Below are 13,498 nucleotides of genomic sequence, written 5' to 3'. Positions count from 1 at the left end.
ATTCCTTACTCCACTTCTACGATATTGATAGATGAAGCAGTTTCAACAACCGGCTTCACTGTGCCTAAAATTTTATCAACTTCAGTTTCTGTTGCTGGACGAATCTGCTCACGCTCTTCCACAAAGATAATGTTGCTATCAGTTTTTTCGCTATTCACAAATTGACGGAAGCGTTTGCGAGAGTTTTCTGCTGTTATGGCCGTCTTCCATTCACATTGATAACTATCGACGACGTGTTGCATTTGCTGTTCGAGTTCAGCACCGAGTCCCAGTGAGTCGTTAATCACTACCTCTTTAAGATAATCAAGCCCACCTTCCATATTTTCCATCCATACAGAGGTTCGCTGCAATCTGTCTGCAGTGCGCACATAAAACATCAAGACCCTGTCGATGTATTTAATTAACGTTTCGGTATCCAAATCAGTAGCGAATAGGTCGGCGTGTCGTGGTTTCATTCCACCATTACCGCAAACATATAGATTCCAACCGTTTTCTGTGGCGATAATACCGATATCTTTACTTTGCGCTTCGGCACATTCGCGGGTACAGCCAGATACGCCGATTTTCAATTTATGGGGTGAGCGTAGGCCTTTGTAGCGGTTTTCGATATCAATAGCCTGACCAACTGAATCTTGTACTCCGTAGCGACACCAAGTGCTGCCAACACATGACTTAACGGTTCGAAGAGATTTGGCGTAAGCGTGACCGGTTTCAAAACCTGCATCAATTAGTTCTTCCCAAATAAGAGGAAGTTGTTCAACTCTGGCACCGAATAAGTCAATTCGTTGTCCGCCGGTCACCTTAGTGTACAAATTATATTTTTTCGCTACTTGGCCAAGCACAATGAGTTTATCAGGGGTTATTTCTCCACCAGCGATACGCGGAACCACCGAATAAGTGCCGTTCTTTTGCATGTTGGCCAAATAAGTGTCGTTGGTATCTTGCAAAGTGACATGGGGCGTTTCCAGAATAAAGTCATTCCAGATAGACGCCAAAATAGAAGCTGCTGCTGGTTTACAAATTTCACAACCTAAGCCGGTACCGTGTTTTTCCAATAATTCATCGAAGGTTTTGATTTGGCCCACTTGAACCATATGGAACAACTCTTGACGTGAATAAGCAAAATGCTCACAAATATCCTTCTTAACTTCCACGCCTCGTTTTTCAAGCTCATTGTCTGTAACCGACTTAAGCAATGCTGCACAACCTCCGCATCCGGTACTGGCTTTAGTGCAGCTTTTAACAGCGGCTAAATCGCAAGCCCCAGCATCAAGGCTGGCGACAATGTCACCTTTAGTAACGTTGTGACATGAACAAATTGTTGCCGTATCAGGAAGCGCATCAGCTCCTAAAGTGGGAGCGCCTTCACCGAATGAGGGTAAAATTAAGCTTTCTGGGAATTCAGGTAAATCAATTTCATTTAACGCATATTGCAATAAAGTATCGTAATCACTGGTATCACCTACTAATACAGAACCAGTTAACTTGTTGGTGTCAGCATTGACAACGATTTTTTTGTAAACGCCTGTAACTTGATCTTCATAAGTGTAGGTTAATGCGCCATGCTCTCTGGCGTGAGCATCACCGATAGAGCCAACTTCGACCCCCATCAGTTTTAATTTAGTGCTCATGTCAGCACCTTCAAATAACACATCCCCACCAACAATATTACTGGCTGCGGCTCTGGCCATGGTGTAACCGGGTGCGACTAAACCAAAAATAAAATTGTTCCAAAGGGCACATTCGCCAATGGCATAAATATCCGGGTCGCTGGTCAAACAGTGATCGTTAACTACAATTCCGCCGCGCTCACCGATCTCGATGCCAAATTCTCGAGCTAACTTGTCTTGGGGACGAATTCCGGCAGAAAATAGGATCATATCGGTTTCGAGGATTTCACCGTCTGCGAATACCATTCTGTAGCGACAGCTATCGCCAGCTTCAATACTTTGCGTAGCTTTTTGAGTATGTACTTCAACCCCTAGATCTTCAATTTTGTCCTTCAGTACACGGCCACCGCCAGTGTCTACTTGGACAGCCATTAATTGTGGGGCAAACTCCACAACATGGGTTTTCAATCCAGCTTGTTTAAGGGCATTAGCCGCTTCTAACCCCAACAAACCGCCACCAACAACTACACCAACTTTGCTTACTTGAGCAGAAGCACTAATGGCTTCCAAGTCTTCAATGGTTCTGTAAACAAGGCAATGAGGTTGATCATTGCCAGGAATTGGCGGCACAAATGGAAAAGAGCCAGTGGCTAAAATCAACTTGTCATAAGTTAAGACTTCAGCGTTTTCAGTAGTCACTGTTTTGGCTTGTTTGTCGATGTTATTAACTCGTGCGTTAACCTGAAAATTAACTCCAAGTTGCTGATAATGTTCTGCACTCGTTAAAGAGAGTTCATCCGCTGTTTTGCCAGAAAAATACTCTGATAAATGAACACGGTCGTATGCCAATCGAGGTTCAGCAGATAACACCGTAATATGAAAACGATTTTTGCCGTATACCTCTTCACTTTGTTGAATAAGCTGCTCAACAAAATGGTGTCCTACCATTCCGTTTCCGACTACGACAATGCGAGTTAAATGTTCATTTGTGGTCATAATATGCCTCTAATTTATTAACCCCAGAAACGAAAAAAGCCCGCAGTATCTGCTAAACAGATACTGCGGGCTTCGTTGCCGGGTATAACTAACCGCCATGGCTAGCTATTGAATTTTGTGTAATAGATTGAGCGAATCAAAATGCAGCAATCTACCTCTGAACATAGATAAGCATTTATTAGGCCAAAAAATTAATTCTATAATTATCAATAATATAGTTTATTTAAAGCCCAGATTAATGTCAGCTAGTGCCGTTTCTTGGTGCAACTTTTAACTAAAATAGGGCATAACCATCAAAGGAATTTATATTATTTTTAGGTAAAATAACTTAGTAAGAGCAGAATGATAATGAACTCAACCAAGGCAATAAATTTAAATAAACGCAGTGGGTTTCGTTGAATTAGCGGCTGATGCTGAATTTGACTCAGCATAGTGGTATTTGGTTTGGACAAATCCGTAAAAAATTCCGAAAACGCCTGATAACGCTGCTCTGGATTAATTGCCAAACCTTTTGCCAATGCGATATCTAACCATTGTGGCAAGTCAGGTCTAAACTTCCTTAATGAAATATACTGCCAATTATCAACACTTAACTTTGTTGTTGATTGAGGGGTAAATGCTTTAAAGGGCAAATGTCCGGTCAACATTTCGAAACACACGACAGCCACAGAAAATAAGTCAGAGCGAAAATCGAATTGATTATTGAGTAGATATTCTGGAGCGATATAGTTCACCGACCCCACAGGTACACTCTCTTCTTGCAAAGCTTGAGTTTCCGCCATTGCACCAACATAAACCGTACCGAAATCGATTAACTTAACCTCGCCCGTTTTGGTAATCATCACATTTTCCGGTTTAATATCACGATGAACCATATCTTGTCGTTGAAAAATGCGAAGTGCTGCTATTAGCTGCTTCATTATACTTCTGACTTCAACAATGGATGCAGACGGATTATCTAGCAGCCATTGGCGCAAAGTTTGCCCTTCAATAAACTCACAAATGTGATACATAAATTTAGCGTTATCTGGACGCGGGTTTATGCGCATAATATTTACGTGTTGGAGTTTTTGACCTATCCACTCTTCTCGTAAAAAACCGCTTAAATAGTTGGGATCATCAACAAAATATTGAGAAGGGGTTTTTAAACAAAACAGTTCTTGCGTGTCTTCCTTAATAACTTTATACAAGCTACTTCGTGTGCCATTGAAAACCTGTTCCAGTACCCGATATCCCTCAAGCTTCATCCCCTCTTTTAGCGCAGGCGGCATCGCTAATCGAGTAAGTTGACGATGATATTCGTTGATGTCGGCATGAGGCAGTTCAGCAACTTTAACCAACAAACAACTTAGATTGTCGTCACTACCGGCTTCAATCGCTAATTCAACGATGCTTCTGGCGAGGTTTTCTAAATCAATTTTTGGTTCTGCCAACCATTGATTGAGTAGCAGCTGTATTTGTTTTGAACTAATAAACTCATGCACACCGTCGGTTGACAAGATAAAAAGGTCATCTTTGTTGAGCTCAAAAGTACAAAAATCCACATCGAGATTAGCTTCAATACCAATGGCACGACTTAATACTTTTTTGTTGCCAAACCGAGCATGATGATCGGTAGAAAGTTGCTCAAAATCCCCCTGCTGCAGTCGACAAATTCGACTATCGCCAGCATGAAATAGGAAACCAGTGGTAGACTTGAAGATTAATGCGCTAAAAGTAGTGACCATTTGACTATGGTCACCTAAAGCATACTCATGTTGGCCTGCGCACCAACGATTCAAACCTTGTAAAACTTGCGTAGCGGCCCTTTTTACCGTCCACGTTTCTGGGGTTTGACGGTAATCCTGTATGAAATTAGTAGCGCAGGTTATAGCGGCTTCTTTTGCCCTGCTGCACGAGCTAACACCGTCAGCGATGGTTGCGACAGCTCCTTTACTCGTTAATTCAGCACCCACTGGCAACCAGGCTGCAAACGCATCCTGATTTTCCGTTTTCACACCAGCCGTTGAATAACCACCAAATTCAAGGTGAAGTTTTTCCAAGCTAAAATACCTGAATTAAATAGAACGATTCATATTATGTGACGTTTATCAGTTCGACACTACCATCTTCTCTGACTTCAGTAATTGTGCCGCTAGGCTCTTTCATAAACAGTAATGCTACGAAGCCCAACACAGCCGTAGAAGCAATCACAATGAAGAAGGTTGACGTGTCGACAAGAGAGTAAACCGTTAAATATACAACGGCACCAACGTTACCATAGGCCCCTGTCATACCCGCAATTTGTCCAGTTAGGCGACGTTTAATCAGAGGAACCACAGCAAAAACCGCGCCTTCACCAGATTGCACAAAGAAGGAACATGCCATGACGACCACAACAGCTAACCAGATTGGCCACGTAGCATCAATAAAACTCATTGCAAAATATCCCAGAGCTAAGCCTGCGGTAAGAATCAACAATGTTGGTTTACGACCAAATTTGTCAGAAATTAACCCACCGCCAGGCCGAGACATTAAATTCATAAATGCATACATACCTGCTAATAGTCCGGCAGTCGCCATATTTAATGTGAATGTATCGGCAAAAAATGCCGGTAACATCGAAACCACAGCTAATTCAGAACCAAAAGTGGCAAAGTACAATATATTCAGCACTGCAACTTGTTTAAATTCATACTTGTGAATATCAGGTACAGGAGTAACAAAAATATCTTTATTTACTTGATAGGTTTTATATACGTCAAATATATAGAGTGCGACAAGACTCAAATACAACAGGGTTACCACGTCGTGGCTTAATAAAGAAACGCCATTTGGTGAAAGCTTCCAGTTAAGTAAAGCTAAGGCCAAATACATTGGCGTTTTCATAACTAATAAAAAATAGAAATCTTTGACACTAGTGACTTCTAATCCGCCAAGGTTTTTGGGACGAAAATAAGTTGAACCTTTGGGTGTGTCTGTGGTGTTTTTGTAATAAATAACACTAAAAATCAAACTCAAAACACCAGTAATACCAATGGCATAACGCCATCCATCCTCGCCTCCGAACAGCAATGCAATGGTGGGTAATGAAAAAGCCGCTGCGGCTGAACCGAAGTTCCCCCAACCACCATATACGCCTTCTGCGGTACCCAACTCTTTCGGAGGAAACCACTCACTCACCATGCGAATACCAACAACGAAACCAGCACCAATACATCCCATGGCAAACCGGGCAATTAACAATTGTTCGAAGCTATTGGCTAGGGCAAACGCAAAACAGGGGATAGCACAAATAGCCAGCAATGCAGAATACACCAGCCTTGGCCCAAACTTGTCGGTTAATGAACCAATTAACACTCTAGCAGGTATGGTTAAGGCAACGTTGATGATTAACAGTGTTTTCCATTCACTTAATGTTAATCCTACGCCGTCGACGATAGCTTCTTTGAGTGGCGCCATGTTAAACCAAACTACAAAGGTGATAAAAAAAGCCATCCAAGATAGATGCAAGGTTTTCATTTTGCCGGTAAAAGACACTAGATTAAATTTTTCCGCATTCATTTTTATTTCGCCTAACAGGTTTAACCTTTCATTGAACAAAAAAAAACCCACTCAACTTTCCAATTATCGGAAAATTGTGCGGGCTTCATTGCCTAACGTTCATCAGACAACTTTGTAGATGACGTTAATTTGTTGGTTTCGCAATAGATCTGTATTTTTGCGTTTTAGTTAACCAAGCAATAATCAATCCAACAATGAAAAACAAATTTAATCTCATAAATTCAAATACTTAATTGTAAAACAAGTTATATCAAAAGAGAGCTTACTATTCGTTTTGGTGCAACAGCGCACGGTTTAGGTGATTTTAAATGCTTGTATCGACAGGTGGATTTCTAAGATTAAGCCACAGCGAATTTACAAATACCTAAGATAAGTAGGGGGAAGGGGCAGTTACTTGCTCAATATCACAAATAAATAGGGCGCTGCTCATTATTTACCTGTATAATCCGCGCCCAAACGTAACCCTCGGCAATCCCAGTGAATAGAATTGGGTATTAATGGCAATCCGAGAGCATATTTAAAAGTACAGGCTTACCGAACAAAATGAAAGATATTAGTAAATTAAGAAACATTGCAATTATTGCGCACGTTGACCATGGAAAAACAACCTTGGTTGACAAGTTGTTGCAACAGTCAGGCACCTTGGAAAGCCGAGGCGAAGCTGAAGAGCGCGTTATGGATTCTAACGATATTGAAAAAGAACGTGGAATTACCATACTTGCAAAAAACACAGCAATTAACTGGAATGATTACCGTATTAATATCGTTGACACTCCTGGACACGCCGACTTCGGTGGTGAAGTAGAGCGTGTTATGTCGATGGCTGATTCTGTACTTCTATTAGTAGATGCCCAAGAAGGTCCAATGCCGCAAACTCGTTTTGTGACACAAAAAGCTTTCGCTCAAGGTTTGAAGCCAATCGTAGTAATCAATAAAATTGACAAACCAGGTGCTCGTCCTGATTGGGTAATGGATCAAGTATTTGACTTGTTCGATAACCTTGGCGCAACTGATGATCAGTTAGACTTCCAAGTAGTTTATGCATCAGCACTTAATGGTTGGGCAACAAGAGAAGCAGACAAGCAAGCTGAAGACATGACGGATTTGTTCCAAACAATCGTTGATGTAGTAGAAGCGCCTGATGCAGATCCTGAAGGCCCGTTCCAAATGCAGATTTCTCAACTTGATTACAACTCATATGTAGGTGTTATCGGGGTTGGTCGCGTAACTCGCGGTGCAGTTAAACCAAATCAGCAAGTCACTATTGTTATGGCTGATGGCACTAAGCGCAACGGTAAAGTAGGCCAGGTACAAGGTTACCTTGGTTTACAAAGACATGAAGTTGATTCAGCACAAGCTGGTGACATCATTGCAATTACCGGTTTAGGCGAGTTGAAAATCTCTGACACCATTTGTGATCCAAATGCTGTAGAAGCTTTACCGCAGTTATCTGTAGATGAACCTACAGTAACCATGACTTTCCAAGTTAATACTTCTCCATTTGCGGGTAAAGAAGGTAAGTACGTTACTTCTCGTAATATTCTTGAGCGTTTACAAAATGAGTTAATTCATAACGTAGCGTTAAAAGTAGAAGAAACTGAAGATCCGGATAAATTCCGTGTTTCAGGACGTGGTGAGCTACATTTGGGTATATTGATTGAAAATATGCGTCGTGAAGGTTACGAATTAGCGGTTTCTCGCCCTGAAGTAATTTTGAGAGAAATTGATGGCGAAATTCACGAACCATTTGAAACATTAACTATTGATGCTGAAGAAGAGCATCAAGGTTCAGTGATGGAACAAATTGGACTTCGTAAAGGTGAACTTACTAATATGTCTCCTGATGGAAAAGGACGTATTCGTATGGACTTTATGATCCCTAGCCGCGGATTAATTGGATTCCAAACTGACTTTATGACGATGACTTCGGGCTCAGGTTTGATTTATCACACATTCGATCATTACGGACCGCATAAAGGTGGCTCAATTGGTCAACGTAAGAATGGCGTATTGATTGCCAATGCAACAGGTAAAGCATTAACCAATGCTTTATTTAACCTTCAAGAACGTGGTCGTTTATTTATCGGTCACGGTGTAGAAGTTTATGAAGGTATGGTTATCGGTATTCACAGTCGTGATAACGACCTGACGGTAAACGCACTTAAAGGTAAGCAATTAACTAACGTTCGTGCATCTGGTACTGATGAAGCACAAACACTAGTTCCGCCAATTAAAATGTCTCTAGAGCAAGCTCTTGAGTTTATCGATAACGATGAATTGGTAGAAGTGACTCCTGTTAGCATCCGTATCCGTAAAAAATTACTAACTGAAAATGAAAGAAAACGCGCTGGTCGCAGTAAAGAATCATAGTAGTTAGTTAATACTTAAAAAAGCCGGCTGATTATGTCGGCTTTTTTGTATCAAACGTTTTAAGTACTAGGCCGACTGCGTTGCATATTCCTGTATATAGTTAATAATAACTACCAGATTTTCTAACCACTTAGACATAATGAATGCAAAATAGAACCTTCCCAGTATTTGAAACACAACGACTTAGATTAGATCAATTAACTAAATTGGACAGGCAATCTATTTTTGAGGTCTTTTCAGACCCTAAAGTTGTGGAACATTATGACGTTGAATTGTTTAAAAACATTCAAGAAGCCGATAGGTTAGTAGAGTATTTTGATTCAAGATTCACTAGCGACAGTGGTATTCGCTGGGCGATTCGCAGTAAGCAAAGTGGTGAATATATTGGTTCTTGTGGCTTTACCCATTGGAATAAGTATGACCATAGTGCCGTTATCGGATACGAAATTAGTCAGAGAAATTGGGGAAAAGGGTTTGCTAGTGAAGCCGTAAAACGAGTTGTTGACTTTGTATTTTCCCCTGATTTCCATTTCTACGTGCATCGAATAGAAGCTTTGGCTTTGCCTTCAAACATTCCTTCAGGCTCATTGCTAACCAAACTAGGGTTTAAATTAGAGGGTACATTGCGCGGAAAATGTTATTGGAACGACGATTTCCACGATATGAATATGTACGGTCTATTGCGTGAAGATCGCCCTGATAATTAAAGCCATGATAATTCTTGGGCTAAAAAATCAAACTCAATATCCAAGCGAAAAGAAATGCGATAGTCCCTAGCAGCGTTTCCATCACGGTCCAGGTTTTAAGTGTTGTTTTCACATCCATGTTTAAAAGACGACTCACTAGCCAAAAACCTGAGTCATTAAAATGCGAAAGCACTGTTGAACCACCGGCGATTGAAATAACAATAAAGCATAAATCTAAGGAGCTTAAATCAGGGGCTACAGTGACAATAGGCGCAACTAATGCAGCGGTGGTAGTTAGGGCGACAGTTGCCGATCCTTGGGCCACTCTCAAACTGGCTGCAATTAAAAAAGCAGCGACTATTAATGGCATACCCGTATCAGCTAATATGGAGGCGAGTGAATCTCCAATCCCACTGGCTCTTAGCACACCACCAAACATTCCTCCTGCACCTGTTACTAAGATTATTGCGCATATAGGTGCTAATGACTCTGCGCATAATTGCTCTAATTTTTCTGCACCGTACTGCTTTGAAAATATAATTAAGCAACTAAGCAGGGTGATAAGTAAAGCAATAGGTGTCTGCCCTATAATGATAAACACATGAGAAAGTTGGTGCTCACTATTTATTAAGCCTGCGACTATTAAAGTACTTAAAACGGTATTAAACGAAATTAAAACAACCGGCAACAATAATATGAACAGTACTGTGCTAAATCTTGGGTATGAACTATTGTCTGCTGGCGTGTTTTGTCCAAATAAGTCGTTATCAACAGGAATATGAAACTTTTTTCCACAATACAAAGCAAACAGATATGCGCCTAAATACCAGGTTGGTATCGCAATTACTAAACCTACAATGAGAAGAAGCCCAATATCAGCTCCTAAAAATCCGGATGCAGCTACAGGTCCTGGATGAGGCGGTACAAAAGCATGCATTACTGCAAATGCGCCAGCGCAGGGCAGCGCGTAGACTAATAGAGATCCAGAGAAACGTTTTGCCACACTAAAGATAATCGGCATTAACACTATTAGACCGGCATCAAAAAAGATCGGAAAACCAAACAAAAGAGATGCAATACCTAAAGCTAAAGGCGCTCTTTTCTCGCCGAACCGAGTTATTAATGTGTCCGCCAAAATCGTTGCACCACCACTATGCTCAAGGATTTTCCCAATCATGGCCCCCAAACCAACCAATAACGCGATAGACGCTAATGTCCCACCAAAACCTTGGGTTAGTGTTGAAAGTAGTTTTTCAGATGGTATACCGGCGGCGATTGCTGTAACTATGCTTACTAGAATCAACGCTATGAAAGCGTGAATTCGAAATTTAACAATGAGAATTAATAGCGTTAGAACTGAAAGGACTGCGACTGTTAGCAAATAAACTGAGGATTGAGCGGGCGCTAATATATCCATATACCAAAAAACCAACCATTGTGTCATGCGCTACCTTGTCACAATAAACAGGTTTATTTCAAGTTTCGCTTTCGATTTTCAATTTATTAGACTGCAAAAAGATCTCAGAATAATAAAAATCTTAAGTCCGACACTGACTTTGAATTAGAAAACACTTTGTTTAGGAGCTGCTTTACTTCTTCACAAAGTATTTTCTATCTAGCTATGTAGTTCGATGTAAATTAGTTCGCTTTACTTTGGATATAGTCGTTAACTAGACGTTCTAATATATCCAATGGAACTGCGCCATTTTTAAGTACGACGTCATGATAATCCGCTAACTTAAACTTATCACCTAACTCCAATTTAGCCTTTTCTCGTAACTCTAGGATTTTCATCATGCCCACTTTATAAGAGGTTGCCTGACCTGGCATGACTATATATCTTTCTATTTCTGAGACAACATCACTTTGTGCGATCCCAGTATTGTTCGCCATATACTCTATCGCTTCTTCTCGCGTCCATCTTTTAGCATGAATTCCGGTATCTACCACTAAACGAACAGCTCTAAATAACTCAGCTTGTAAACGACCAATATTATCGTACGGGTCATCTTCAAATCCTAATTCCCAAGCTAGACGCTCGGCATATAATGCCCAACCTTCAGCATAAGCGGTAAATGGCGATAAGGTTCTGAAAATAGGTAACCCCTTTAGCTCCATAGAAATACTTACCTGAAAGTGATGGCCTGGAATACCTTCATGATAAGCTAAAGTGCGCATACCGTATTTAGGCGTAGCTTTAATATCATACAAATTAGCGTAGAAGACGCCCGGTCTAGACCCATCCATAGATGGCCGTTGGTAATATGCACCTGGTGCTGTTTTTTCTTTAAATTCTGGTATGCGCTTAACTTCCATGCCAGCTTTAGGCAGAACATTGAATACTTCTCCCATTGACTGGTTAATTTCATCAAGGATAGTCTGGTAGTCGGCTAGTATCTGAGCACGACCTTCATCAGTATCAGGATAGTAGAAACGTTCATCATTTTTTAATGATTCAATTGCAGTAGTGAAACCATCGGTAACGTCAAACCCTTCTGATCCTAAGATCGTTAGTATTTGTTGCTGAATGCGTTCCACCTCAGACAAGCCGGTCTCATGTATGTAGTCAGCACTATAGTTAGTAGTGGTAAAAAACTCTAAAGCTTGTTTGTATGCAATATCACCGCCTTCTAAACGCCATAAACCATCGTCTGTACCAGCTTTGTTTTGTAGCTTTTCAAAATAATCAATATATGATTGATAGGCGGGATAGACATGTTGGTTAATAGCTTCTGCCGCATCTTTTAGTACTTGTGATTTATCTGCATTGGAAAAATTTGCAGCTTTATCAATTTTGCCCTGTAAGGAAGTATATAATATGTTTTCTTCAGCGGGTGAATCCACAAAAGCTTGCATTTCAGAGAGCACTCGGTCGATCACAAAACTAGGCGGTATAATATTATTTTGCTCTCGAACAATTAAACCCTCCATATTTTGCGCAAATTTAACGTCTGCCTTTTTTAGTCTAGATATATAATTTTGAGCATCTTCAAGCTCGTTTACTTGATGTGTTGAATCCATGAAGCTTGGAAACTGACTTTGTAGCCCAAACAATTGGTTTACAGGATAATTGTGAAAACGATATGGTTCAGACTCTATCTGCCCATCTATCAGGTAAAGAGCAATTTCTTTTGATAATCGTTGTGATTCATCCAAAGAATTATCTGAATAAGCTAACAAACCTTCACGTACCTCTTTCATAAGTACGAACATTTCATCAGCCTTTTCCAAGCTGTCATCATTTAATTCAGCATTGTGACCTTTAAAGCCCATACCATCTAGAACACCAATACTGGTTAATATTTCTGGGTTATCTAAGGCAAACTTAATTAAAGTACGATCTAAAAAAGCGCGAAAGAACAAAGGCTTTTTCGCATACCACTCATGGGCTCCTAACGCCCCTCCAAACAAAGTAACAGTCAGAAGCAGCAGACCAGTCCATTTAAAAAACTTTTTCATTATTTTTCCATTTGTTATTTTTTATTTCCCACTCCAACTATGACAAAGTAATTATTTTTATGGAAACAAAATTTCACTTCAGGTGACAAATGCCCCCATGAAAAGTGTAACAACCATTGTCATAAGTTTTGAGCAAGATAGAAGCAGTTATTTGGGTTAAAAGAACCCAGATTTCATATCAAGATGCCACGGGCTGAAGCCCGTGCTACAGAGTTGAGCATCTTTTGGCTCTCACATGGGGGTGGAGTCGGTTGTTTTTAGCTTCGCAGAAGCGTTAAGCGACGGAACGGGCAGCATGGATGCTGCACTGGAGATAGCCACAGGGGTAAGGCTGGTATCTTTAGGAACGCAGTTCCGCCCAGCCGCACGACAGCCTCTTTAACGTGGACAGACATGGCTTATTCCACGGGCTAAAGCCTGAAGAATCCCCACAGTAAAAAGAAGTAAGTGCTTGAAATTTGGTATTATATATTTCACCACAAAACAAAAATAACCAAACTCAAGCACTATGAAGCTATTATCAGATTTATTTACCTTAGATTCAAACGTTTTAGATCCGCGTATTACCACCTCACTGTTTGCCGCTGCTAAAAGCCTCATAAATGGCTCTGAATTAACCTTAACAGCGATGGGAAGAAATGCGGCTTGTGACACTGGTGGCATTGAAAAGCACAGTATTAAACGGATTGACCGACTGTTGGGAAATCCTCGACTACACCGGGTTATTCCTCGCTATTATCAAATCATACAAAACTTGTTTATCACGGAAAAACATCCGTTAATTCATATTGACTGGTCAACGGTGTACAACTACAACTTTGTGATGTTAAGAGC

Annotated in this window: 8 protein-coding genes and 1 pseudogene; 4 read left to right on the top strand and 5 right to left on the bottom strand. The window is 40.7% G+C overall.

Annotation, left to right across the window (positions count from 1 at the left end):
• Window positions 1-5 precede the first annotated feature (5 nt).
• From nirB to KO530_RS17095, 3 genes are all read right to left on the bottom strand, one after another.
• Window positions 6-2,606 (bottom strand): nitrite reductase large subunit NirB, encoded by a 2,601-nt coding sequence (gene nirB / locus KO530_RS17105; protein WP_216049675.1) that lies wholly within the window; start codon window positions 2,604-2,606, stop codon window positions 6-8.
• Window positions 2,607-2,920: 314 nt separating this feature from the next.
• Window positions 2,921-4,648, bottom strand: coding sequence for a bifunctional protein-serine/threonine kinase/phosphatase (locus tag KO530_RS17100; RefSeq protein ID WP_216049674.1), 1,728 nt, complete (start codon window positions 4,646-4,648; stop codon window positions 2,921-2,923).
• A gap of 34 nt (window positions 4,649-4,682) precedes the next feature.
• The gene (locus KO530_RS17095; RefSeq protein WP_216049673.1) at window positions 4,683-6,149 is read right to left on the bottom strand and encodes a NarK family nitrate/nitrite MFS transporter; all 1,467 of its coding nucleotides are present in this window, start codon (window positions 6,147-6,149) and stop codon (window positions 4,683-4,685) included.
• Window positions 6,150-6,692: 543 nt separating this feature from the next.
• Between KO530_RS17095 and typA the strand changes: the two genes are divergently transcribed.
• Window positions 6,693-8,519 (top strand): translational GTPase TypA, encoded by a 1,827-nt coding sequence (gene typA, locus KO530_RS17090; protein ID WP_216049672.1) that lies wholly within the window; start codon window positions 6,693-6,695, stop codon window positions 8,517-8,519.
• Window positions 8,520-8,662: 143 nt separating this feature from the next.
• The gene (locus KO530_RS17085; protein ID WP_216049671.1) at window positions 8,663-9,226 is read left to right on the top strand and encodes a GNAT family N-acetyltransferase; all 564 of its coding nucleotides are present in this window, start codon (window positions 8,663-8,665) and stop codon (window positions 9,224-9,226) included.
• Between the two features lie 19 nt (window positions 9,227-9,245).
• On the opposite strand, the gene KO530_RS17080 is transcribed toward KO530_RS17085, so the two are convergent.
• Together KO530_RS17080 and KO530_RS17075 are read right to left on the bottom strand one after the other, a co-directional pair.
• On the bottom strand, window positions 9,246-10,649 hold the full coding sequence (locus tag KO530_RS17080) for a GntP family permease (RefSeq protein WP_252729343.1): 1,404 nt from the start codon (window positions 10,647-10,649) through the stop codon (window positions 9,246-9,248).
• A 194-nt stretch (window positions 10,650-10,843) separates the two neighbouring features.
• A complete protein-coding gene (locus tag KO530_RS17075; RefSeq protein WP_216049670.1) occupies window positions 10,844-12,664 on the bottom strand; it encodes a DUF885 domain-containing protein in 1,821 nt (606 codons plus the stop codon).
• 235 nt (window positions 12,665-12,899) lie between these two features.
• Here KO530_RS17075 and KO530_RS17070 point away from each other — a divergent pair, with 235 nt between their 5' ends.
• Entirely contained in the window at window positions 12,900-13,046 is a 147-nt protein-coding gene (locus KO530_RS17070) for a hypothetical protein (protein ID WP_216049669.1), read from the top strand.
• A 126-nt stretch (window positions 13,047-13,172) separates the two neighbouring features.
• Window positions 13,173-13,498 (top strand): annotated as a pseudogene (locus KO530_RS22295) (hypothetical protein); the annotation flags it as partial.

The sequence above is a fragment of the Aliiglaciecola lipolytica genome (assembly GCF_018860635.1).
GTDB lineage: Bacteria > Pseudomonadota > Gammaproteobacteria > Enterobacterales > Alteromonadaceae > Aliiglaciecola > Aliiglaciecola lipolytica_A.
The sequence above is the reverse complement of the archived record's forward strand: the minus strand, read 5'-3'. Positions and strand labels throughout refer to the sequence as shown.